The organism is Commensalibacter oyaizuii (assembly GCF_029953265.1).
Lineage (GTDB): Bacteria > Pseudomonadota > Alphaproteobacteria > Acetobacterales > Acetobacteraceae > Commensalibacter > Commensalibacter oyaizuii.
On the sequence record NZ_JASBAO010000001.1, the window covers coordinates 2,036,433 to 2,061,769 of the forward strand.

A 25,337-nucleotide genomic window follows, 5' to 3' on the forward strand; every position below is an offset into this window, starting at 1 on the left:
AATATGCCACCAGAACAACCTGAACCTTTAACACAAAAAAATAAAGGATTGTTAGCTTTAGTTATTTTTTTAGGGGTTTTAATTATTATTGCAACGACAGTTTTGATCTTCATTATTGTAGGTCGTATTATGCACGGTAAAAGTACATACGCATCATCAGAAGTTGCTGAATCTACTGTTGTAACTCGCCCAGTAAGTGTTTTATCCCAACCCCAAGGTACTCGTATTGTGCAAATTGTCCGTCAATCTGATCAAACAATGATATTTTCTTTAAGTGGTGGAGGCATTCCAGATCGTATAGTAATTTGGGATGTTGCTAATCAACAAAAATTATCTGAGATTAAATTATCTGATAGCGAAGAAAATAAACATTAAAATGTGAAAAGTAACAATTACTGATGAATGGATAGAAGGTAAAATTATAAAGTAATGCTATAAAAGGTTTATTTTTTAACAGAATTAGTGATTTTCATATAGGATAAACTATAAGTAGGGAATTGTTGTTTAATCGACAGCAGATAACGCGATATAATTAAGTTATTGTCGGTAATGAAGCATTATTTATATTATAATAAGGTATAATTGAATTTGGATATTGTATCCAATGATTCTTTAAAGCGATTTTATTGCAAGATTTTTTATTATTCTTAGTTCGTGTCAAATAAAATCTGATGATAAGATCAAAGGTCATTTCAAATTTGATGTTGAAGTTTAGAGTTATGAATCGATCTATAAAGGTTTCAATTTGTGTTGTTGGAATAATGGCGTTGACATCAACGATTGCGATTTCTTGTGCTGTGGTTTTTCCTTGGCAACTTTTAGATAACCGCAAGAAAACATTATTAGATATGCCAGACATTGACAGTTTTTCAAAGAGAATGAAAAATCTTGTTGCAATAGATGCTAAAGAAAAGCAAAATTTGCTATCCGCAGATCATGTTGATTCATCTTGGAACAAGTCAACATGTCCTCAAACAGACAACGCTTATCAGCAAGCGGCTAGTTTATATCATAATAAACAATGGGACGAGGCTTATAACGCTTTTGCATTGTTGGCATATAACAGTCCGCCCGCTCAACAGGTATGTGCTAAATATACCTTGGGTTTAATTGAATTTAAGTTAAATCGTTATGAGGATGCTGCACAATCCTTTAGTGGGGTTGCTTATTTGGTGGCTCACGGCGCACCTGATCCCTTACACTTGGGAATTGCAGCTTATGGACAAGCTGCTGGGGCAATCTTGGATCAGATAGGCATACGTGATTACAATGCCAAGAGCGGTCTTGTTACTTGGCAAGTGGGCGATCTTAAAGAAGATAGTTTATTGCAACTGCAAAGAGCGGTGAATCTATATGCAAAACAAGCCTCAGTCGGTGAAAATCAGGGTATAGATTCGATTGCTGTCATTATTGATGGATTAACTAACCCTCAAAATGAGCATGCCAAGGCTTTATTAGAGCAAGCTGTTGCTAATCCTCTGTTACGAAAAGTGCTATTGGCTTATGTACTAACGGGGGATCAAGATTATAAGTCTTATTCTAAAGAAAGAATGCAAAATATTTTACATGCCTTCTTAAAGGCAGCAGAAACGCAAAAAGATCCTAGTGGGGATTTCAGTCGACTAGCTGTGCTTGCATATCAAAATAACGATTTTGAAAAGGCCCAAACCCTGGCAGAATATGACTGGAAGAAACATGAAAAAGCGCTGGATGCTTGGGTTTTGGCAAAAATTGCTTTAACCAAAGGGGATAAAGAAAAGGCTCAAGAATATTATCATCAAGCTATTACACATTTAAACGATGATAGTTTACCAGATGCAGCGCGTAAGCGTATTCAGGGGGAACAGTCTGTTTTAACATTGTCTCAGGGAAATTTCGTTCAGGCGTTAATTACATTGTGGCCAGTAAGAGATATATATTGGGGGGATGTGGTTTATTTGGCTGAAAATGTTTTGACTATTGATGAGTTAAAACGGTTTGCAGATCAGTATGCTGTTGTCACGGCAACAACATCATTAACGCCCAAAGATCAAGAATACAATGACGATTATACACTGAATGGACGGGTGTGGGCATTTCGTGATTTGGTTGGACAACGATTGGTGCGTGCTAATCGTTTTGAAGAGGCAAAAAAATATTTAGTCAGAGCTGAGACCAGAAAATGGGTGGATGAGTATGTAAAAGCATTGGATGGTATGCGTCATAATTTTTGGGCAACTAACCGTGCCAAGGCTGCTTGGAATGCAGCGAATATTATTTATCATCACGGTATGGAAATGAGCGGGACAGCAGGGTACCCAGATCAAAACCCTGGGTTTTTTGCCTATGGGATTAGTCAGATAACGGGCCCAAATAATAAACAATATAATAAAGCATGGAGCATTCCTGACGAACAGAACAGAACAAACGCTTCATGGCCAATCCCTAACCGACGTTTTCATTATCGTTATATTGCCATTTATCATGTTTTATATGCGACGAGCTTGGTTCCACCTCAATCACAAGCTTATGCAGCGATGTTATGTCAAGCGAATGGTTGGATGCAGCAAACTTCCAATTATGCTTCAATGACTTTTCAAAATACAAATACATCATACAGTGACACTGCAAACTGGGTCGATGATTCTAAATTTGCTTATTCAAAATCAAGAGAGCTTTATAACTTATATTTACGACATGGGCCTGCGGTGCCTTTTGCAACCCATTTTGGACAAAATTGTCCAGCACCTGAATTTGATAAGATTGCATCGCTGAAATCAAAACTTCTTTGGCAAGATATCCGCCATTCTTTTCGTTTTTTAAAAGGTCAATAGAAAAAAATTATATAAATTAAAGTGGAGTTATTATTAGGGAAAGCATAGAATATTTATGTCAAAAAGTATTGAATTGTATTGCTCTGTATAATTGTATACTTAAAAGTAAGCTTTCATAATGCGTAAAGAAAGAACAGGTCTGTGAGAATTGGATATCTGGATTGTTTTGCGGGGATGAGTAGTAGCCGATTTGTTGGTGCATTGGTAAGTGCCGGTGTCCCAGAGCAGTTACTACACGACGCAGTTAGTGCATTGGATATTGGTGCTCGGTTGGAATTACTACATATAAAACGTAATAATATCGCAACAATTAAGGCCCATATCAGTTTATCTGCTGATGCTGATACCTATCACGAGGCTGAGGAAACACCTTATTATGAGTTACCAACCTTCATATCTTCTCACGTTGTTCCAGATAATATTCAGCTTTTAAGTACTATTCACGCATTGATTAATAATGCTCAGCTTTCCCAGCGCGCCAAGGATCTGGCAGTGGATACTTTTACGCATCTTGCCCATGCTGAGGCATCGGTTAGGGGATTACCAGTTGAAGAAATTTACTTCCATAAAGTCAGGGCCTTAAATACTGTTGTTGGGATTACTTTATGTTGCGTTGGATGTGATTGGCTTAATATTGACCAGTGGTATGCGTCATCTTTGAATGTGGGTAGTGGTGTTTTAAAATATCCCCAAGGGATGTTACCAGTGCCAGCGCCTGCTACATTGTATTTATTGGGGGATAAAGCACCAATTTTTGCTGCTGGACCGCAAAGGGAGTTATTAACTTCTACATGTGCGGGATTATTGAAAGCATTAAAAGTCAAATTTGCCCCTTGTCCCCCTATGTGCATTTCAAGAGTCGGATATGGGGCAGGACGTATAGAATATGATAATCTTCCTAATTTTTTAAGGATTTGTATTGGGAATGATTTGGGAAAGGATAAATATTCTACAAGTTCTGAAATTGTTATTACCCAAGCAGAGTTAGGTGAGGTTTCTGCACAACGATTACAAGACGTGCAACAAAAATTATATGAGCACGGGGCTCAGTTAGTATATATAGTGCCTATTTGTTCTGTAATATCCCAAGTAACACGAAAATTGGTTATTTTTTCACTACCTGAACGTGCAGAGATCATACGACATTACTTGTTTAATATTCTATCTTTACATTCTATTCATTGGCGGGTTGAAAGGTATGAACGTTTAATTCATTACGACGAGGATGTTTTAACCCCATGGGGTTTGATCAAAGTACAGGTTGGACAACTATTAGACAATCAAATCATTTCAGTTATTCCCGACGATGAGAGATGTGCAATGGTTGCTCAAAAACATCATTTATCTTATACAGAGGTTGTGGAAACTGTTAGAACAATTTTTTTATCAAGAAAAAATTAAGATTATATAGAATAAAGATTTAAAAATATTTTTAAAATCTGTATAACAGTCTCAGTATTATTGTAACGTTTCTTTTGTACTGATGGTTTAAGGTCAGATCATATGATTTGGCAATTATGGAGAGGCTGCATGCCCATTAACGTTTTGTCTTTAACGTCGTTTCCCCGACTTTTATTTGTAATGAGTGTTGTATCTTTAGGTCTTACGGCTTGTTCTGGTGATAAAAAGAAAGATACATTGACTTTGCCTAATCAGCGGTTGGTGGGGGTTGATCGTTCCGCAACTGGGGGGGATGATAATCTACAAGGTGGCGTAAATGCATATTTATGGCGTGCAGCAGTGGATACGTTGGCGTTCATGCCATTCTTATCCGCAGATGCCGTAGGGGGGACACTAGTGACTGATTGGTATCAGCCTGTTGCCTCGAACCCTGAACGTTTTCAAATTGTATGTGCGGTACTGGATCGTCGTTTACGTTCTGACTCTATTACCGTTGTGGTGCACAGGCAAGTTCAGGAAAATGGACAGTGGGTTGATGCCCCTGTGACGGCTAGTACAGCATCAGATATTACCAGTAAAATTCAAGTCCGCGCACGACAATTACGTGCAGATAAACATTAAGCTATTTTATATATTGATTAAAGATTATGAGTGACTCTTCTCCGACTTCGTATAATTTTCAACAAACGGAACCTTTTTGGCAAAAAGAATGGGAAACACGACGTTTATTCGATGTTCCTGATGTTCCAGATCCAAATTTGCCAAAATATTATGTGCTAGAGATGTTCCCCTATCCATCGGGACAGTTGCACATGGGGCATGTGCGAAATTATACCTTGGGAGACGTTGTTGCACGGTACAAGCGTGCTAGAGGTTACAGTGTTTTGCATCCCATGGGTTGGGATGCTTTTGGATTGCCTGCAGAAAATGCTGCGCGAGATCGTGGTGTGTCGCCTGCTAAATGGACTATGGAAAATATTGCTACCATGCGGGCAGAGTTAAAACGTCTTGGGTTTTCATTAAACTGGAATCGTGAATTTGCGACGTGCCAGCCTGAATATTATGGGCAACAACAAAAACTATTTCTTAGCCTAATGAAAGAAGGGTTATTGGAACGCCGCGAAAGTTGGGTTAATTGGGATCCTGTAGATCAAACAGTTCTGGCCAATGAACAGGTAATCGATGGAAAAGGTTGGCGCTCTGGTGCCCCGATCGAGAAAAAACAGCTTTTTCAATGGTTCTTGAAGATTACAGAGTTTGCACAGCCTTTGCTGGATGGTCTAAAAACATTAGATCAGTGGCCTGATCGTGTCAAAACCATGCAAGAACGTTGGTTGGGTCGTTCAGAGGGAGCCAAAGTTCGTTTTTCTTTAAGTCATGTTCCTGCAGAATTTGAAGAAAATCTGTCCTCTGTTGAAGTTTTTACCACACGCCCAGACACGTTATTTGGAATGGCTTTTTTAGCTATTTCTCCGGATCATCCTATTGCTGCTAAATTAGCTAAAAATAATTCAAAAATTGCCGAGTTTATAGCTGAATGTCATCGTTTGGGAACATCAGAAGAGGCTATCGAAAAAGCCGAGAAAAAAGGAATCGATACAGGGTTGACAGTTGTTCATCCCTTTATGCCTGATCAACAGTACCCTATTTGGATTGCCAATTTTGTTTTAATGGACTATGGAACGGGTGCAGTGTTTGGATGTCCATCAGGGGATCAGCGGGATATTGATTTCGCGCGTAAATATAATATTCCCTTTAAAACCGTTATTATGCCTGAAGGTGAGAGCCCAGAGACTTATACCGTCACAGATGCGCCCTATATTGGTGCGGGTATAGTAATCAATTCACAATTTTTAAATGGCCTTACAACGACACAAGCAAAAAAAGAAGCTATTTCCCGTCTAGAGACCATGAATATTGGTAAAAGAGTGGTTAATTGGCGCCTACGGGATTGGGGTATTTCACGGCAACGTTATTGGGGTTGTCCAATCCCTGTTATTCATTGCTCATCTTGTGGGATTGTTCCAGTTCCTCAGGATCAACTACCCGTCATTTTACCTGAGGATGTAGATTTTTCCTTGTCGGGGAATCCATTAGACAACCATCCAACATGGAAGCATGTAAAATGCCCACATTGTCATCAGGATGCAATAAGAGAAACCGATACTTGTGATACTTTTGTTGACAGTTCTTGGTATTTTGCGCGTTTCACAGCCCCACAGGTGCAAACTCCAACGGATTTAAACGCTGTCAACCGTTGGATGCCTGTCGATCAATATATTGGTGGGATTGAACATGCAATTTTGCATTTGCTATATGCACGCTTTTTTACCCGTGCAATGCATCAAACGGGTCATATCGGTGTAGACGAACCATTTAATGCATTATTTACCCAAGGAATGGTAATGCATGAAAGTTACAAGGATTCAGAAGGAAATTGGGTAGCCCCCGATGAAATTGAAAAGTCCGAAAATGGCTTTGTAAAACGTGGTACTGGGCAGGCAATTACTGTTGGGCGTATTGAAAAAATGTCCAAGTCAAAGAAAAATACAATTGCTCCCTCTGTAATTATTGAACGTTTTGGTGCGGATACAGCTCGTTGGTTTATTTTGTCAGATAATCCACCTGAACGGGATATGGAATGGACAGAAGAGGGGGCGATTGCAACGTCTCGTTTTTTACAACGTCTATACCGTATTATCGTCAGCATTGCTCAGGACGTGCCTGTGCTTATGAGTCTGCCAGATGATATTGCTAATAGTGCTGATGGTTTGCGTCGCATGACCCATCGTACTATTGTTGCCGTTACCGAAGCGCTTGACGCATTTGCTATGAATGTTGCTATTGCGCGTTTACACGAATTAACCAATGCCCTTGGGGAAGCAGAAAAATCAGCAAATGATTCAGGAATGGCATTTGCACGTCGTGAAGCAGCTTATATACTATGTTTGTTGTGTGGTCCCCTCGTCCCACATATGGCAGAGGAAATGGCACGTTTACTGGGACATGATCAACTGATCGCTCAAACGGCTTGGCCAAAGGCAGATGCATCTTTACTAACAGCAACACGGGTCGTTATTGCAGTGCAAATTAAAGGTAAATTAAGGGGTACGATTGAGGTTTCCCCTGATTTAGATAAAGACACGGTCATTGGCTTGGCCCGTGAAGAAAGAACTGTGGCAAAATTCTTAGAAGGAAAAACAATTGTGAAAACGATTTATGTTCCTAATAAGATTGTTAATTTCGTGGTAGGCGGATGAAATCAATCGGTAAGCTTCTTAAAATTTCTAGCTTGTTTGTTGGAATTGGTATTTTTCTTGCAGGATGTGGGTTTAAGCCTTTGTATGGGGATTCTGCTAACTTGGATGTTAGTGATGAACTTAAGAAGATTTATGTTCCCGTGCTAAATGATCGTTATGGGCAACTTGTGCGTCAGTCCTTGCAACAAAATCTTGCTGGATCAGGGCCAGAGGATCCTAAAACATATCAATTGGATGTTTCCCCTGGGCTCAGTGAAGAGGCAATTGATATTCATTATGATAATTCTTCGGGTCGTGCACGAATGATTGGGACGGCGCATTGGGTCTTGAAAACCATTTCTATTGATCCTGTTGTATTGGCGCAAGGGGATGCCCAAGTCATGGATGGTTACACGATTACTTATGAGCAGTATTTCGCACAAAGCTTAAATGATGAAACTGCACAGGCGCGCGTTGCACAGAATTTAGCCAATGAGGTAACGCAGCAAATTGCAACTTGGTTTAGAAATAATGAGGCATACCAAACTAGGCCAAAAAAACCTCAGACGCCTAAGGCAACGTATATGCTGCCCAGTATGAATCCTGGATCTAATGGTGCCCAGACTCAAGGTACAGGGGTTGATGGAATGCCAGCAATGGCAACTGGCCGAAATACAATGATACCTGTAGGTATGGATAATATGACGACTGATGATATACCTGGAAACTAAGTCAATTTTAGGTATGAAACTATGAAAATAGATACACGAAATTTGATCGGAACATTACAAGGACCAATCAAATTTCGTGTTTTTTTATTATATGGCGAAAATACGGGATTGGTTCGCGAGCGTGCTGCTTTTATGGTCAGGAAAGTAGCTGGACGATTGGATGATCCTTTTTTAGTTTGCGTATTGGATAAAGATGAGCATTTCCGATTATTAGAGGAAGCAACAGCTTTATCTCTGATGGGCGGACAGCGTGCAGTATGGGTCAGAGAAGGAGGAGATACATTAACCAAGCCCTTAGAAGAGTTTTGTGCTTTATATCCCAAAAACGCAATTGATCCCGCGACATTTGATAGTGTTGTGATTATTGAAGCTTCTAACCTTTCCCCTAGATCCTCTTTACGTATTCTAGCAGAAAAACATCCTTTGATTGCGTCTGTTCCCTGCTATGCGGAAACAGGGCGATCTTTAGAGGAAACAATACGATACTTACTTGGTAAAAAGCATATAGCTTCTGAAGCTTTTCGTTATTTACTTTCAGTATTGGGCACCGATAGGGCTTTAATTCGTAATGAGATTGAAAAATTATTGCTCTATGTTGGACAAGAAAATACAATTACTCTTGATGATGTTCAGCAAGCTATTGGGGATGGTGGAGAATATTCACCTGAAGATATCGTATACGCTGCAATGTGCGGTCAAATTGTTGTAGCAGATCGTGCATTCGATCGTGCTATGAAAGAGGGGATGGCCATGATTGCATTAGTACGAAGCCTATTATATTTTGTTGATCGTTTATTGCAGGCTCGATTTATGGTAGAAAATAGTATTCCTGCCAAGACAGCAATTTCTAAGTTAAACCCTCCTGTTTTTTTTAAACGAACAGAAAGTTTTTTGAAGGCACTAGATATTTGGCATGTTAATCGTTTATTTGCTTTGTTACGATATGTTCAAAAATTAGAACAGTTGTGCAAGCAAACGGCAGTTCCTGTTGAATTATTATGTCAGCATTTTATTTTAACGCTTGCCCAACATGCCAAAGATAAAAAAAAACTTTTAAATGAAAGCAAACTCTTTTCAAATTTATAAAGTCAGGTTAAAAGAGTCATACGTCTGCGTAGCTCAGCAGGATAGAGCACAGGATTCCTAAATATAATTGGGCGCTTTATTAGGAAACTATAAAGTGGATTCACTCTAATTCGGGGGAAGTTTCGGTAATCTCAACCATACCAATCCCGAGCCAAGTCTGATCGAATGATTAGAAAGGTGTAGAGACTGTACGGGTGATGCCTAAGGGATATAAATATCCTAAGGTAAAGAGACAGTCCAGCTTACAAACATTGTTTTTGATAACAATGGCGATGAAAATCGTGGTGAGATGAATCCTGGGGTCGTGGGTTCGAATCCCGCCGTGGACACCATTTAAATATAACAACTTATGCGTCTTTTATGGTATGCAGTATTTAATTTCGATGTACATATGAGCCAGTTAATATTTTAATAACGTTATTATATAAAGTATTTTATTACCTAATATAACATTAAACGTGTGAATTAGAAAATTAAAAGCAAAATATGAAAGAATAGTAAGACGCTTTGGCATCTTTTTTTTATATTTAGTCAAATAGAATCAATGATTGATATGTAATTCAAGTAAATAAAAAGTTTCGTAATAATATTTTAAATTAAAATTTACGGTTACTATTTTAAATATCAATAAGAAATGTATTTATTAAATTTTTATCACAACAATATGTAATGACATAACAAATTCAATAAGTGGTTTGTATGTGACATCTATTTAAATACCTATGTAATTTAAAAAAAGAGAAATATAATGAAAAGGGGGAATAATAAAGAAAGCGCTTCAACACAAATATGGGGTTGTGCAATGGTTGAATCGTTGAATCGTATTTTACTCATTTATATTGGATTTTATGGGGGATTTACTTATGAAAACGAAATTGTAAATTCGGGTTTAGCAGATGGTTTTATTGTTTTACTAGCAGATTATTATTGGCAACTAATATTCATGTTATGTGGGATGTTACAGTTTTTCCTTTATGAGTTAAATATAAAATAGCCAAGGGTATCTCTGCTTTTGTATCAGCTTTTTTGTTAGTGTGGAGTGTTTCAAATCCTTTTATATATGGTCGGCAATGGGATTCAGGTATGATTGTACTAATTATTTTTACGATTATTAATTTTTATGTCCTAAATACGATTTTAATAGCAAATATGAAGAAATCGAAATTAGTCACATTGTGACTATCAAGTGACGTTAAATATTATTACATTCTGTTATTTTAATAAAGTATAATTGATAGTGTTAAAAGTAAATTATACTAAATAAAACAATAAATTATATTGTTGAAATTTTTTTCAAAATATTACATAATAAATATATAATATAATTTATTTATCTATTATATTTATCATAAATAAAAGTATTTATATTTAATAAATTAATCAATTTTTAGTTTAGTAAAGGAATTTTCTTTTATGAAAGCGTTCTTTTACTTTTTTTATATTTAAATTATTAGGACAACATACTATGACATGTTTTATAAATCATCAAGTTATAATGGTGCCTGAACTGTGTAATGATGACAAAGATCTTACTTTACAGTGCAGAGCTCCTGACGAAGCAGTTATTTATCAATTTTCTTTAGCACAACGCTTGTCGCCAATGGACAAAATTTTGTCTGTTTGTGCGTATCCATCTGATCGTAATATTATTGTTGATATGATTACGGTTTTTGGGCAAACTTTTAAAGTAAGGATAAGTGGTGGAAGAGCAGGTACCAAAAGTAAAATTCGTTTCTTTGTTAAAACACGTAATTGTGAAACACGCGAATTTTGTGTATTTTCATGTATTTCGTCATCTTATTGTTGCAGCAATCACCAATATAGCGATTGTGATGTAAATTACGAGCAAAATCATCACTATAATTATCACCATGATCACAATAATTGCTGTATTCATGATAATGGCTCACTAAACCACACGCATTCCCCATGTGATAAAGCCCCTACTATTAAAGTGGGTGAAGTTAAAGTAACAGAACCAGGTGAAAAACCACAAGTTGTGAATGTAGGTACTAGTACACATGCTGTATTAGATTTTGTCCTACCCCGTGGTATAGCGGGGTCAAATGGAAAGGATGGTACACAAATTGTTGCTGCAGAGAGAGACCCATCAGAGGCAGATACGGAAGAAAATGCACTTTGGTTAAATAGTTTAACAGGGGATTTGTTTCAACGTTACGTTGGTTGTGGTTGTCAGCAAGGATGGTACAAGGTTGGAAATCTAAAGGGTGATACAGGTGCACAGGGCCCTCAAGGTCCACAAGGTGAAAAGGGTGATACAGGTGCACAAGGTTCAAAAGGAGATAAGGGTGACACTGGAGAGAGAGGTACAAGCTACGTTAATGATGGAACTGTTGATTTAAACGTTAAATCAATCAATAAAAATGCATATTTGAACGTTGATCTACATGACGGTGTTCCCAGTCCTTATCAAATTACAGTAAATGATTTATATCAGCTGTCTTCAGGTAGCAATATTAAACCCTTTAGTCCAGATAAAGGAATTGATAACCTTTTGGCATTGACAACAATGAATAAAATTGAAGAATTGAGTGGTGTTTTTCTGGTAGGAGGGGCAACGTGGATACCAGCCGCATCGCCATTGGAATTTAAAGGATATCAAGGAACTTATATATTTGGTTGTTATGGTGCAGACTTAGAACAGTCTGGTTATCAAATCAAAACGAATTTGGTTTGTGAAAATGAAGCAGATGATGGGAAAGGAGAAGCTTTTAAAGAAGATGCGATTATTACGCTAAGAATTGGCGATATTTTAATATTAACAGCTCAGTGGTTTGACAATGATCGATTATATTATCATGCTAGACGCAGTCGATCTGCGACATTATTAACAGACATCTTTTTGTCGGGTAAAGCAGCCCCTACAACATTATCATCGAAAGGATATTTAAACGAAATTCGGTTAGGGAATGATGGAATATATTATTGCCAAAAAGAAGGCGGTGACGGCAGTGCACAATGGCAACAATATCCATCGCTAGCTAAACTTTCAGATGGTTCTGTGGCTTTGAATGCAAATAGTCTTGTCTTATCAGATACAAGTGAAGTGCAAGCTGAAAATCTAGTGATTGGTAGACAAGCCTTTAGTAAAGCACTAAAAAAGCCTTGTTGGTGGGATGGAAAACAATGGGTAGATGCCCTTGGTAATGTTATTACCATATAATTACTTTTATCAAATAATAAGGCATAATTTAGGTTGTTTAAGCAGCTTTTTTATGCCTATTATATCACAAATTCTACGGTTAATGTATTAACCCCAGAACAATAGAAACTGTAATAATCATACTAAAAGTAGAGATAGCAAGGATAGATGCAGATTCTTCTTGGTATTGTTTATATTGATTACTAAGTAATATTGTCATTGGACCAGATGGCATTGCGCACAGTAATAATCCTTCATTAAAAATGGTAGGACTATTGTTAAGAGAAAATACAAATGCGACACCTAAAAATAAGGCAGGCAGAGCAATATCCTTAATTGATGCAAAGAATAAACGTTCAGTGGTTATTTTAAACTTGTTAACAGCTATTGTCATGCCCGCTACAAAAACTGCAATGCCAGAAGTAGCTTTACCAATTAATAAGCAAGAATTGTTGATAAAGTCAGGCAGTTGAATTCCACACAATAATAAAATAATTGCTAATAGAGGGGCCCACACGTATGGACAATAGACGATCGCATTATAAATAGAACTGGTTATTAAACGATAAATTGGAATGTGGTGCTGGCTATTTTTTTTCTCTTCGTCAACTTCAATGATAATAGTGGCAAGCGGGATAAGAAATAGATTAATAACCAGAGCCATCATACTGATGGCAATGCTGCTAGATCCTCCATATAGTGGTTCTAACAAAGCAGGACCATAAAAAGGTCCTGCAGAAAAACTCCCTCCCAAAGCTGCTAGAGAAGATTGAACAACGTTACGTTTAAAAATTATTTTGGCAATGAAAAAACTAATTAGGTAAATGGCAATGGTAGAAATTAATAATGATAAAAATAACAAGAAAGCACTATGAAGCTGTGTCCTAGAAACGCTAAGAGTTCCTGCAAATAAAACTGGAGGGAGTGTGACGGTCAGTACCAGTTTGCTGAGAATGGAGATAGCATTATCATTATTTTGAAAAATATTTTTCTTCGCAGCAAAAAAACCAAACATTAAAATGATAATGATGGGGATAACAATCCCAATAGGCTGTAAGAGGGATAACATGTGATTGATACCGACTTTCTTGTACTTTGTATTTGAAGGATATTTAGCACTAAGTAACAAAGAAAGAAAACGATATATTGAGCATATAATCTTTTAGATAAAGGAATCTTTTTGTAACCTTGATATATATATTTTTTTTTACAGAAAATGCATCATGACAGAACGAATTTTGGAAGAGTTCATTTATGTATGCTAAAATTGAGCAATATAGGATATGATCCGATAGTATAATTTATACTTTGAATAAGTTTATATACGATCAATATTCGTACTTTTATCAATTAAATGATAGTTGAATAAACTTAACACGGCTACAAATTATTTTAATCGTATAAGTTCCATTTTAAATTTATATGTAGAACAATACATTATAATAACACAATTTATCAAAGATCAGGAATTTAATTGCATGGATTTGCTTATTATTAACCCCAACACAACAGTCTCGATGACCAAAAAGATTGATGAGGCTGCGAAAAAAGTAGCATCACTAAACACCAAGATTACAGCAGTTAATCCTAGCGATGGTCCCGTTAGTATTGAGGGTTATTTTGATGAGGTCTTTGCTGTTCCGGGTATGATTGGTGAAATGCAAAAGCATCCTAATGCAGATGCATATATTATTGCGTGCTTTGATGATACAGGTCTAGATGCCGCACGTTGTGTTAGCAACGCACCGGTTATCGGTATTGGTGAAGCTGCCTTTCATATTGCCAGCTTGGTGGCAGGGACATTTACTGTGGTCACAACACTTTCTCGCTCTATTCCTGCGATTAAGCACAATCTTGGAAAATATGGTTTATTAACCCGTTGTGCAGGTATTCGTGCTAGTGAGGTTCCTGTATTGGATTTGGAAAAGAATGGTTCTGATGCTTACCAAAAAATATCGGATGAAATTGGACGTGCGCTCCTTGATGATCGTGCTGAGGCAATTGTTCTAGGGTGTGCAGGAATGGCAGATTTAGCGGCGTCTTTGTCTGCAAAACATCATATCCCTGTGATTGATGGTGTCAGTGCTGCGGTAAAATTGAGTGAAGCTATTGTACAATTAGGCATTGGCACCTCTAAATGGGGGGGATATAGGCGTCCAGTTGCGAAAGAGTTTAAAGGCATTTTTGCACCATTCAGCCCAAAATAAATTATGTACTGTTACATGATTCAAGGATCGCAGCGCATCCATCCAATAATTAACTGTTGATTTGTATTCAAGGGGCGAGCACTGGGTACATTAAGCTTTAAAACATAGTTGCCACTTGGTGTCGTCGTAAAACGGTAGGGCGTAAATCCATCGGCTATAGAACATTGCAAAGGAATGATTTTAGGTAATTCCAGCGGTGTATTTCCTATATTGGTTAATCGTATATTTAATAGTTTAGGATCATTTGGATGGGGGATTTGATCCACACTAAATTGTTGAATCAAAGGAAGATGCTGTAACATCGTCAACCATGTTCGTAAGCTCCAGTTGCGCTGATCGTTGGTAACTGGCAGACGAAACCAGATAATCCCTTTTAACTGAAATGGGGGATTTTGCTCAAGCTGTTGGATTAGTTTTCTTAATTGTTGAGGATCGCTATATAGTTCATGGCCAAAGGGGCCAGCTTTTAGGTTATTCTCTCCTTCAATGTAATAAATTGAACCAAATGAATTCATACCTACCCGTAATCCATAAGTGGGTAAGGCCACATAAAAAGGGCGTTTACTTATGCGATTCATTTTATCAATATAACGTAAAGCATTCTGAATATTAATCAGGCCCATTGTTGGGTTATCGACGGTATGAACCTGCAAAATTGCATGGTTAATTTGTTGCGTAAGCTGTGGAAAATATGGAGAGTTCAGCCAGTCTGGAATAACAGTAATCGTTAGATATATGTTTTTAGGTAGTTGTTGTTTTATCGTTTTTAATAACGAGATGTAGTGTTGTAATTTTAAAGTTGGCCAATCCAGATCTAATTCAATACGATAAATATGATGTTGGTGATATGTGGGTGAATCTTTGACAAGTTTCAAAATCTCGCCTGCGGTGGGCAAGGGGCGAATGCGATCAAAGCGGTATACAGCTGTTAAAGGCAGTTGTGTTTGATTTAATGTGGTAAAGTCTATGGATGGATAGATGGTTGTTTCATCAGGTTCATATTCGCCTGCTAAAAATCGCCATCCAGTAAGGTAAGGAGTGCTTTGCTGGATGGAGGGTATTAAGGTTGATAACCATCTTTTTTGCCAGATATAGGCTTGTTGAGGTAATACTCTGTGGGTGTGGGTTGATTGAGACAAACATAATAGGCAAACAAAGCAAGTAATTTTTAAAATGTTGTGAATTAAAGTTATTGTATAGTTACGCAATTCATACCTTTTTGTTTTAATTTTGAACAAGCTTCAGAAGCAGTTATATAATTTATTCCTGTTAAACGAGCCCGATATAATTTATTTCCATTTTTGTTGACCATCTCGACAGAGCTATTAGCTATAGATAACGTACCCGCAGCGTTTCTTTTTGCCCGAAAGGTTGCTTGTTGTGCAAGACTGGGTGAAGAAAAAGCCCCAACTTGAATACCCCAATTTCCTTTACTTGACGACGGCGGGGCATAAGCAACCTGTACGATATTAGCGTCAGAGTGTTTGGATACCTCGTAGGTTGGTGTAACCACAGAGGAAGCGACCAAGATATCTTTTTTAGAGGTTGATTTGCTTTTAGAACGTTTATTCTTTGGCAAAGAAACAGGATTGCTTTGGGCGACCATTGTTGTTGGGTAATATGGTTTGGGGGTATAATAAGCCTCTAAAGATAAGGGTTTTGCTGTGTTTTTTCGCCGATAGGGGCCTGCGTAACTTGCAAACGGTCCGCTCATGGGCACATCATTTCCCAATTTCGGGGCAACAGCAGCCAAGTATTTTTTCGTCTCGGAGGGTAAAGATTTGCCACGTGTTAGATGTGCATTTAGCGTGCCAGGTCCCCCGTGATAAGCAGCAACAAAGCCAGGAGCCCCAAATTTATTATAAAGAATACGAATATAAGCAGTACCTGCCATGATGTTATCACGTGGATCGTAAGGGTCTTTCCCTAAATTGTAGCGTTTAGCCATATCATTGTAAGTGGGCGTTTTTAGTTGCATTAATCCTTTAGCCCCATGGGGTGAAGTAATAGGGCGTTTATTATAATATTGATATCCCCGTGACTCTTGCATCATAACAGCGCGTATCCATTGATCAGGAACATTAAATCGTTGAGATGATTGATTAATATAAGGTCCCCATGGGTCTTGTTCTGGTCCTGGTGGGCGCCATTTTGGATGAGAAGACATATAATTACTGTATCGTGAAGAAACAACACCACCTTTTTGTTTGTTGCCACCATCGCACGCAGTTAGGAATAAAAGAATGAGTAAAGAAAAGAAATGGAAATAATTTAACGGTTTATTTGTCATTTTATAATTATTTATTATTTTCATTTCTAAACCTATATTTAAAAACAAAGAATATTTATTATATTTGTTTTTGGAAAACAAGAGGCAAGCACTTTGCTTTTGTTGTATTAGTAATGAGGTATAAAGATTTGATCTTTGGATCAGTATTAATAATCTCTTATCGTAAATATTCAAAAGTTATTTTACAAAGGTGTGCATGGTATACCAGCTTGTTTTAATTGCGTGCAAGTTTGGATCACGTGATTGAAATCGATACCAGTGAATTGTGCACGATATAAGGTTTGTCCCTTTTTATTTAATGGTTTGATTAGCGTCCTAGCATTGGCTAGTTGTGACGACACCTTTTGTGCTTGTGATAGTGCATGTTGTGCCGATGTCTGAGAAGAAAAAGCACCGATTTGTATACCTGCATTTTCCCCTATTGAAATAGGCGTTGGTGCGGCTGTATTACGGGTTCGTTTAGGACTACGAGATAATTTGCGTTGTTGTGCCTCAATAACATTCTTGTTAGAAGAGGAGACAATTAGAATTGGTGGCTCGCCCGTATTTTGAGAGGGAATAATTTGTTCATTGTTTTGAACAGTGACGGGTTTTGGTTTATCCCCACCGCACGCGCTAAGAAGAAGCAAAAAAAATAGTGGAAAAAAATGAAATAATAAAGAAAATCCACAATCATAATATTGATTTTTCTTTGTCAAAAGCATTTTTGCCCTCCACGATTTTGATATTAAATCATTTTATATCAGAGTATTCGTACATTGTTAAAGAACTATTTACGCAAACAAATTAATAATCAATAAGACCCAACTCTTTTAGGTCTTGTTTCATTTTCAAAGGTAGGTTTGTCCTAGATATAATATTATTTCTAGACAAATCAGCTGGGGCAGTTTCAGGTTTTAAATAACGCCATCCTTGGAAAGGTTTTATCGGAATAGAATGTGTACGGATAATCTCTGGTTCTAATAGAATCTTTATGCAAGGTGATCCATTTTCACGAGTGCTGGGAATAAAGTCTTTAATGATTTGACGGCAACACATAATTCCTTTGATGACGCGATATAATGAACCTTGGTCTAAGATATCAGCAATTTGTTTGGGTGGAAAACGGGTCAGAGTATAAGGATATCCACCATTCTCCTTGGCAAGAGAGCGGTTAATTTCAAGTAGATGTTCAATATCTTGTACGCCAACAGCTACCTTCATAATGTGCAGCATATTTCCTCCTTTGCGATAGCAATTACTTTAATAATGCCTCTAAAATCGCATTAAGTCTAATTTTCCCTTTGGCCGTTGTTTTTAGGTATGTTTGATCCCAAAGCAGATAATCTTCTTCGATTAATGCTGTTAACATCGATACGTTAATTGCATCTAAAATAGGAATGCCGCAGCGTTCTTCAAACAGGGACGCTTTGACCCCTTCTGTTAATCTTAATCCCATTAAAAGCATTTCGTATGCTTTATCCATACATGACAGTAACTCTTGGTGACAAAGGGCATGACCGTTTTCTTGTACGGATATTAACCATTTTTGTGGGTTTTTATAGCGCTCTGTTGCGTATAAATTATGATCGATTGTTACACGTCCATGTGCGCCTGGGCCAATGCCAATATAGTCTTGATACCGCCAATAGGCTAGATTATGTTTACTTTCAGAGCCAGGCTTTGCGTAATTAGAAATTTCATAAGCTGCCAACCCATGCCGATTTGTGACAGAATCGGTCATTTGTAATAATTCTGAACTTGTTATTTCATCGGGTAAATGCAGTTTACCTTGCTGATATTGTTTGGCAAATAGCGTACCAGATTCTATTGTCAGTTGATAAAGCGAAAGGTGATCATTAGCTAGTGCTAATGCTTCGTCTAACTCAGTTTCCCATTGGGATAAAGTTTGTCCTTCACGTGCATAAATTAGATCGAATGATACCCGGTGAAATAATTTTTTGGCCAAGGATAAGGCTTCGATGGCTTGTCCAACTGTATGTTCACGTCCCAACGCTTTTAAGGCAACAGGGTTAAGACTTTGTATACCTAGGGAGATACGGTTTACACCTGCTTGTTGAAAATCTTTCAATTTTTGATTTTCAACACTGGTTGGATTTGCTTCTAATGTTATTTCAAGTTGATCTGCAACGGGTAGGTTTTTGGTTGCACATTCAATAAGTTGTTGAACTGTCGTTGGAGCCATCAGAGATGGTGTTCCCCCACCAAAAAAAATAGACGTAAGGATGCGATTATGCGTAAGCGCTAATGCAGTTTTTAGTTCTTGCAATAATGCTTTGGCATAATCGTCTTGGGGAATAGTTTTTGTAACATGACTGTTAAAATCACAATAAGGGCATTTTGCTAAACAAAACGGCCAATGGATATAAAGTGCTATTCCCTGATTGGACTGTAATGATGGGTGTATCACGATTAAATAGATACGCGAACCGATAATTCAACCACACGATCTGCCGGAATTCGTAAGAAATCTGTTACGGGGCTTGCGTTACGGTTCATGAACATAAATATTGCCATTCTCCACTTACTCATTTTGGGGATCGGTGCTTGTACAATTTGTTCTCTGGTAGTGAAATAAGAAGCTTGTAAAGGATCAAAGAAACTCATTTGTGGTTGCGTTTTCAATAATTCAAGGACTTTTGGCAAGTTCGGCATTTCCATGAAACCATATCGAACAATTATTTGATAAATATTAGGGGCCAATTGACGCATGGCAATTCGATGTCCCCGTTCTGCCTCGGGTTGTTTAAGGTTTTCGATGGTTACAAATAGAACATGGTCGTGCAATACTTTGTTGTGACGCAAGTTATGCAACAAAGAATTAGGAACAGATACAGGATCTGGTGTCATAAAAATTGCAGTTCCAGACACCCTGGTAATTTTAGATTGAGGTAGGCGAGTTAGGAAAGAAGCAATGGGTAAAGCACCCTGATCTCGCTTTTTAATAATAATGCCTCGTCCTTTGTTCCATGAAGTCATCATAATGGTTAAACAAATACCAAGTAACAAAGGAACCCATCCACCTTGAGGGATTTTTAATGCATTTGCGGTAAAAAATGGAATATCAATCAGGAAAAAAAGACCGAAAATAGGGATAACTTTGTAGATGGGCCATTTATATAATTTGTAAAAAACAACATAAGACAAGGTTGATGTACAAAGAAAGGTTCCCGTTACCGCAATACCATAAGCTGCTGCTAATGCTTCAGAGGATCTAAAGCTTAAGATAAGTAATAGAGACCCTAGCATCAAAGCATGGTTAACGTCAGGGATATAAATCTGACCTTCTTCATGGGCGTTCGTATGTAATATGCGTAATCTTGGAAAATATCCCAGTTGCGTTAATTGTCTAGCCAAAGAGAATCCACCTGAAATTCCTGCCTGACTGGCGATAACGGTGGCAAATGTGGATAAAATAACCAGTGGTATATTAAACCAATGCGGTGCTAGATAGAAAAAGGGATTACTTAAGGTTTGTGGGTTGGTTAGTACCAAAGCACCTTGGCCTAAATAATTTAAAGTTAATGAAGGTAAAACAAAAAAGACCCAAGCATATCGAATGGGACTTCTGCCAAAATGTCCCATATCTGCGTATAAAGCTTCGGCACCTGTAACGGCCAATACTACGGAACCTAAGGCTAAAAAAGCCATCCATTGATGATGAACAATAAAGGAGATAGCGTAATGGGGTGAAAGTGCCCATAGGATAAAAGGCTGCTTTAAGACCTCTAGTAACCCTAGTATGCCAATTGTACTAAACCATATAAACATCACAGGGCCAAAGATTTTACCAATGCGCTCCGTTCCTTTGCTTTGCATACTAAAAAGGCCTAAGAGAATGATCAAGGCCATCGGTATGATAAATTCTTGGGTTTGTGGAATGGAAACTTCCAGCCCTTCTATTGCAGATAAAACGGAAATAGCGGGGGTGATCATGCCATCCCCGAAAAAAAGACAGGTGCCAGCAATGCCAACAATGCCTAATAAAATCTTCCCACTGGTTTTCTTCGCAACGCGCTGCGCTAAAGACATCAGGGCGAGAATTCCCCCTTCGCCATTATGATCAGCACGCATGACCAACATGACATATTTTATGGTCACAACTAAAATTAATGCCCAAAAAATTAAACTGACAATTCCAAAGACTTCCCAGCGCTGAAGATCGGTATGGTGATTAGAAACCACAAGGATTGTAGAACGCAATGCGTAAATCGGACTGGTTCCGATATCACCGTAAACAACCCCTAAAACCGTCATCAGAACAGCAGCACTCAAAGGTTTTAATTTCCGTTCAGGCTGATCAGTCCCAAATTCTGTGATGGGACTTTGGGCATCCAAAGCAGGTAAGACGGTAATCGTATCGTCATGTCTTGACGCTGGATATACAGTGTGCTCTAGGGCTTCGTTAGATGGTTCAGATGTTTTTTTTTCATCTGTGTTTATATTTTCCTCGTCAGAAGAGGTCATATTAGAATAACTCCGCATTGTTTTACAATCTGTTCAGATTACGAGAACAGCTTTAATGCAAAATATAAAATAAATATAGTGGGTGATAAAATTATTCAGCCAAATGATAAACAGATGTTAAATTTAAGAAAATAAGAAGTTAATGTTATAAAAAAGCATTTTAAATGTATAGATATATTTTAAAAATCTTTATTTATAACTGCCTGACTGGCCGTTCACCAAAGATAGCTGACCCAACACGGACAATTGTTGCACCACATGCAATTGCAGTCTCAAAGTCTGCTGACATGCCCATTGATATTTCAGGTAAATGGTACTTTCGTGCAAAAGTTGCTAGTTTTTGAAAATAAGGGGTGGGATCTTGATGATAGGGTGGAATGCCCATAACCCCTTGGATTTGATTTCCAAAGCGTTTTAAACATAATGTTATGAATTCGTCTGCATCATGTGGCAAAACCCCTGATTTCTGAGGTTCCTGGCCGATATTGATTTGAATGAATAATTTAGGAGCCAAGCCAGTTTTGTCCATGGCTTTTTCCAATGGTAATAAAAGAGCTGGGCGGTCAATTGTTTCAATAACAGACGCTATTTTAACAGCATCTATGATTTTATTGGTTTGAATTGGGCCTATGATATGTAAATGAAGGTCAGATACATCCTGACGTAGCAAAGTAAATTTTGTTTTTGCCTCTTGAATACGATTTTCGCCAAAGATTACATGACCTTGATTGATAACAGTTTGAATTGCTTCGATGGGATGGAATTTTGATACTGCAACCAGTTTAATATCATTTGGGTTTCGTCTTGCTAATTTAGCGGCATGCGAGATTCGTTCATGAATTTTGTTTAAGTTTTGTTGGATTATAAACGGATTCATTGATTGGTCATCACATAGTAAAAGAAAGAAGGAATAAAACTAAAATATAAATAGCATATACCTTTTTAAATGATACCGGAACTCTATTTTTTTTCCTTTGTTTCCCAAGCATGTTCTCGTAGCTGAGTAATAGAAGCTTTTCGTTTTTTAAATCGTTTACTCAAAAAAGAATAAAAAAACCAGTCTTTCAGAAAAAAAGGTGTGAACTCATATAATAATTTTTCGAATTTTGTCCATTGCACTTTAGTGCGATCAGTACGACGTTCAGAAGGCATACACCAATGTTTAGAAGAATAGAAAGTCTTACCAATTTTTAACAATCGATGTACTATTTCATGATCCATTAAAACGTAAGGCCATATATTTTGATCAAATCCTTTGATTTGCCTTAAGCTTTCTGTACGGAACGTTTGGGCATATCCGCCCGCGTGGCACTGTTTACTAAAAATTTTGGATTTAAGAAAAATTTTTCTGCACCGCTTTTGACTTTTATAGTCTTCGTAGGGGGCATAAATATCACATGCCATCACAGCTAGATATTCAGGATGGTGTTCAAAAATATAATTACAAAAACCAATATAATTGGGTGGATAATAGGTATCAGCATCAAAAGTTGCCACGTATGGGGTTGTAACAGCTTTTAGTCCTGCTTGCAGCGCATTTGTTTTACCAGACTTTGCTTCGTATAAGTATCGGACATCAATTTCGGGGTGTCGAGATAATATATCTTTTGCCAAAATTTCTGATCGGTCAGTGGAGGCATTATTGACTAAAATCAAAGTAAAATTCTTATAATTTTGAGCGATGATTGATTCCAACGTCCCAGGTAGGAATTTTTCCTCGTTATAATAGGGGAGAATGATAGACCAGTTTTTCATTGTTAATTTTGCCAAAGTAAGGAAATATCGCTTTAAAACTTATAATAATGGATAAAATATGGCATATCATAAGAATATGGTGTTGAGAATCTGAATATTAAGAGTAAAACAACAAAAATCCTTAGAAAAATAAGATTAAGTCGGACATATGAATAAAGAAAAAGACGATACACGTCAAATAGCTTTTGAGGCAGTTTGTCAAGTTTTGGAACGTAACCGTTCATTAGATGTGGTTTTAGATAGTTTAATGACCCGTCATGCGGACGAGCGCGACAAAGCAGCCGCATATCGACTTATTATTTGTGTTTTAAGGCAAAAAGGAACATTAGAAGCTATTATTGAACCCTTGTTACGCCGCGCACCACCACAGCGAGTTTTATGGATTTTATTGTTAGGTGTTGCTCAGATTATTTTTTTGGATACTCCTAAACACGCTGCTTTGAATACAACAGTTAATTTAACCCGTAAAAATGGGTTGGCGGGATTTACCGGATTAGTCAATGCAGTGTTGCGTAAAGTAGTTGATAAAGGTCAGACCTGTTTAGAGGAATTAGACCAAGATCGTTTAAACCTACCTTCATGGTTATGGCAGGAATGGAAACAAGCTGGTTTTGACCCCAGAAAACTGGCACAATGTCTGGCTTATGAAGTGCCATTGGATTTGTCTATAAAATTGGGTGTGTCTCCTCCTGTCGGGGGTGAAAGGCTGTTAGAAGGAAGTTATCGTTATCCTGTTGGCACCAAAGTCAGCAGTTTATCAGGATTTGAAGAAGGGAATTTTTGGGTACAAGACGTTGCTGCATCTCTACCAGCCTTGTTATTAAATGTACAAAAAGGTGAAAAAATTGCAGATTTGTGCGCTGCCCCTGGCGGAAAAACGGCTCAATTAATTGTGGCTGGTGGACAGGTTACAGCTGTCGAAAAAGACCCCAAGCGTATTTTACGGTTACAAGAAAACCTAAAACGTTTACAATTGAACGCTGAAATTATTCAAAAGGATGCGTCAAAATTAGCGTATGAAGAGATATTTGATGCTATTTTACTGGATGCTCCATGTTCTGCTACGGGTATCTTTCGTCGGCACCCAGATGTGTTGCATATTAAAAAATCAAAAGACATTAATGCTTTAGTTTCTATTCAACGCCAGTTAATACAAGCAGCTTTGACTTATTTAAAAGTAGGGGGACGCTTAATTTATAGCGTTTGTTCTTTGCAGATACGAGAAGCAGAGGAGCAAGCGAAATACATTGCTAGTTTGCCAGGGGTTAAATCTTTACCTTTTACAACAGAAGATGTGTCTTTTTTGCCAGAAAGTCTGACAAAAGAGGGGTGGGTAAGAACATTACCCTATATGTTACAAGATAAGGGGGGATTAGACGGTTTTTTTATAGCAAGATTTCAAAAAACTGCGTAAGTATAACTAAAAACTATTTTATAAATTTCTTTAATTTGACATCATATTTTCATATTAGCTGTGACAGAAGTTAATTTATAGACGGAGGAATCATGCCAGCTTTAACTGTCCCATTAATTGCCCCAAGTATCCTTTCTGCTGATTGCGCTCGTTTTGGAGAGGAAATTAAAGCTGTAGATGAGCAAGGTGCGGATTGGATTCATTTGGATGTGATGGATGGTCATTTTGTTCCTAATATGACGTTTGGCCCCGTTATTGTAAAAGCATTACGCCCATATTCTCGTTTATTTTTTGATGTGCATTTGATGATTGAACCTGTTGATTTGTTTATTGAGCCATTTGCCAAAGCAGGGGCCGATCAGATCCTTTTTCATATTGAGGCGGGCCCTCATGCACATCGAACCTTACAAACAATTAAATCATTTGGGATCAAGGCTGGTATTGTTCTTTGTCCATCAACCCCAGCACAGGCAATTTCTGAAATTTTAGATTTGGTGGACACAATATTGGTCATGACGGTTAATCCTGGGTTCGGGGGGCAGCAATTTTTAGAAAGCCAACTTTCTAAAATTAATCAGATTCGGAATATGGTGGATGCAACAGGTCGTGATATTCGAATTAGTGTCGATGGGGGCATTACTGCGAAAACAGCACCGTTGGTTATTAATGCCGGTGCAGATGTATTGGTTGCTGGTACGTCTATATATGGACAAAAAGATTATCGTCAAGCTATGAATGCATTACGCGGGCAAGATGTAAAGTAAAGTCTTA

At 37.7% G+C, this 25,337-nt stretch carries 21 protein-coding genes; 12 read left to right on the forward strand and 9 right to left on the reverse strand.

What is annotated here, in order from left to right:
* Window positions 1-3 precede the first annotated feature (3 nt).
* The 9 genes from QJV27_RS09225 to QJV27_RS09265 all read left to right on the forward strand — a co-directional run bounded on the left by QJV27_RS09225 (window position 4) and on the right by QJV27_RS09265 (window position 12,454).
* Window positions 4-375: a M48 family metallopeptidase gene (locus tag QJV27_RS09225; RefSeq protein WP_281448632.1), complete on the forward strand. Its 372-nt coding sequence runs from the start codon at window positions 4-6 to the stop codon at window positions 373-375.
* Window positions 376-719: 344 nt separating this feature from the next.
* Window positions 720-2,813 carry a hypothetical protein gene (locus QJV27_RS09230; RefSeq protein ID WP_281448633.1) on the forward strand — a complete coding sequence of 698 codons (2,094 nt, stop codon included), beginning with the start codon at window positions 720-722 and terminating at the stop codon, window positions 2,811-2,813.
* Between the two features lie 141 nt (window positions 2,814-2,954).
* A complete protein-coding gene (gene larC, locus QJV27_RS09235; RefSeq protein WP_281448634.1) occupies window positions 2,955-4,214 on the forward strand; it encodes a nickel pincer cofactor biosynthesis protein LarC in 1,260 nt (419 codons plus the stop codon).
* 129 nt (window positions 4,215-4,343) lie between these two features.
* Window positions 4,344-4,835 carry a DUF3576 domain-containing protein gene (locus QJV27_RS09240; protein WP_281448635.1) on the forward strand — a complete coding sequence of 164 codons (492 nt, stop codon included), beginning with the start codon at window positions 4,344-4,346 and terminating at the stop codon, window positions 4,833-4,835.
* Window positions 4,836-4,861: 26 nt separating this feature from the next.
* On the forward strand, window positions 4,862-7,474 hold the full coding sequence (gene leuS / locus QJV27_RS09245) for a leucine--tRNA ligase (RefSeq protein ID WP_281448636.1): 2,613 nt from the start codon (window positions 4,862-4,864) through the stop codon (window positions 7,472-7,474).
* The gene (locus QJV27_RS09250; RefSeq protein WP_281448637.1) at window positions 7,471-8,184 is read left to right on the forward strand and encodes an LPS assembly lipoprotein LptE; all 714 of its coding nucleotides are present in this window, start codon (window positions 7,471-7,473) and stop codon (window positions 8,182-8,184) included. Before leuS ends, QJV27_RS09250 begins: the two co-directional genes overlap by 4 nt.
* Window positions 8,185-8,205: 21 nt before the next feature.
* Complete coding sequence (gene holA / locus QJV27_RS09255; protein ID WP_281448638.1) at window positions 8,206-9,270, forward strand: DNA polymerase III subunit delta; 1,065 nt, start codon at window positions 8,206-8,208, stop codon at window positions 9,268-9,270.
* A gap of 748 nt (window positions 9,271-10,018) precedes the next feature.
* Window positions 10,019-10,264, forward strand: coding sequence for a hypothetical protein (locus QJV27_RS09260; protein ID WP_281448639.1), 246 nt, complete (start codon window positions 10,019-10,021; stop codon window positions 10,262-10,264).
* Between the two features lie 471 nt (window positions 10,265-10,735).
* Window positions 10,736-12,454, forward strand: coding sequence for a collagen-like triple helix repeat-containing protein (locus QJV27_RS09265; protein ID WP_281448640.1), 1,719 nt, complete (start codon window positions 10,736-10,738; stop codon window positions 12,452-12,454).
* A 79-nt stretch (window positions 12,455-12,533) separates the two neighbouring features.
* Here the strand turns inward: QJV27_RS09265 and QJV27_RS09270 are convergent, their stop codons facing one another.
* Window positions 12,534-13,502 carry an AEC family transporter gene (locus QJV27_RS09270; protein ID WP_281448641.1) on the reverse strand — a complete coding sequence of 323 codons (969 nt, stop codon included), beginning with the start codon at window positions 13,500-13,502 and terminating at the stop codon, window positions 12,534-12,536.
* 409 nt (window positions 13,503-13,911) lie between these two features.
* Here QJV27_RS09270 and QJV27_RS09275 point away from each other — a divergent pair, with 409 nt between their 5' ends.
* Window positions 13,912-14,640, forward strand: coding sequence for an aspartate/glutamate racemase family protein (locus QJV27_RS09275; RefSeq protein ID WP_281448642.1), 729 nt, complete (start codon window positions 13,912-13,914; stop codon window positions 14,638-14,640).
* A 20-nt stretch (window positions 14,641-14,660) separates the two neighbouring features.
* Here the strand turns inward: QJV27_RS09275 and QJV27_RS09280 are convergent, their stop codons facing one another.
* The 8 genes from QJV27_RS09280 to QJV27_RS09315 all read right to left on the reverse strand — a co-directional run bounded on the left by QJV27_RS09280 (window position 14,661) and on the right by QJV27_RS09315 (window position 23,152).
* A complete protein-coding gene (locus QJV27_RS09280) occupies window positions 14,661-15,848 on the reverse strand; it encodes a DUF3142 domain-containing protein (protein ID WP_281448643.1) in 1,188 nt (395 codons plus the stop codon).
* Window positions 15,830-16,930 carry a lytic transglycosylase domain-containing protein gene (locus tag QJV27_RS09285; protein ID WP_281448644.1) on the reverse strand — a complete coding sequence of 367 codons (1,101 nt, stop codon included), beginning with the start codon at window positions 16,928-16,930 and terminating at the stop codon, window positions 15,830-15,832. The genes QJV27_RS09280 and QJV27_RS09285 overlap by 19 nt, the downstream gene beginning before the upstream one ends.
* A 182-nt stretch (window positions 16,931-17,112) precedes the next feature.
* Window positions 17,113-17,634: an SPOR domain-containing protein gene (locus tag QJV27_RS09290; protein ID WP_281448645.1), complete on the reverse strand. Its 522-nt coding sequence runs from the start codon at window positions 17,632-17,634 to the stop codon at window positions 17,113-17,115.
* Window positions 17,635-17,716: 82 nt separating this feature from the next.
* Complete coding sequence (locus tag QJV27_RS09295; protein WP_281448646.1) at window positions 17,717-18,145, reverse strand: DUF1489 family protein; 429 nt, start codon at window positions 18,143-18,145, stop codon at window positions 17,717-17,719.
* Window positions 18,146-18,167: 22 nt separating this feature from the next.
* Window positions 18,168-19,337, reverse strand: a complete 1,170-nt coding sequence (gene hemW, locus QJV27_RS09300) for a radical SAM family heme chaperone HemW (protein WP_281449007.1) — start codon at window positions 19,335-19,337, stop codon at window positions 18,168-18,170.
* A 5-nt stretch (window positions 19,338-19,342) separates the two neighbouring features.
* Window positions 19,343-21,397, reverse strand: coding sequence for a potassium transporter Kup (locus tag QJV27_RS09305; RefSeq protein WP_281448647.1), 2,055 nt, complete (start codon window positions 21,395-21,397; stop codon window positions 19,343-19,345).
* Between the two features lie 193 nt (window positions 21,398-21,590).
* A complete protein-coding gene (locus tag QJV27_RS09310) occupies window positions 21,591-22,274 on the reverse strand; it encodes a YggS family pyridoxal phosphate-dependent enzyme (RefSeq protein ID WP_281448648.1) in 684 nt (227 codons plus the stop codon).
* A gap of 83 nt (window positions 22,275-22,357) precedes the next feature.
* Complete coding sequence (locus tag QJV27_RS09315; RefSeq protein ID WP_281448649.1) at window positions 22,358-23,152, reverse strand: glycosyltransferase family 2 protein; 795 nt, start codon at window positions 23,150-23,152, stop codon at window positions 22,358-22,360.
* A 148-nt stretch (window positions 23,153-23,300) separates the two neighbouring features.
* Here QJV27_RS09315 and QJV27_RS09320 point away from each other — a divergent pair, with 148 nt between their 5' ends.
* Together QJV27_RS09320 and rpe are read left to right on the forward strand one after the other, a co-directional pair.
* The gene (locus tag QJV27_RS09320; protein WP_281448650.1) at window positions 23,301-24,566 is read left to right on the forward strand and encodes an RsmB/NOP family class I SAM-dependent RNA methyltransferase; all 1,266 of its coding nucleotides are present in this window, start codon (window positions 23,301-23,303) and stop codon (window positions 24,564-24,566) included.
* 92 nt (window positions 24,567-24,658) lie between these two features.
* The gene (rpe, locus tag QJV27_RS09325; RefSeq protein ID WP_281448651.1) at window positions 24,659-25,330 is read left to right on the forward strand and encodes a ribulose-phosphate 3-epimerase; all 672 of its coding nucleotides are present in this window, start codon (window positions 24,659-24,661) and stop codon (window positions 25,328-25,330) included.
* Window positions 25,331-25,337 lie beyond the last annotated feature (7 nt).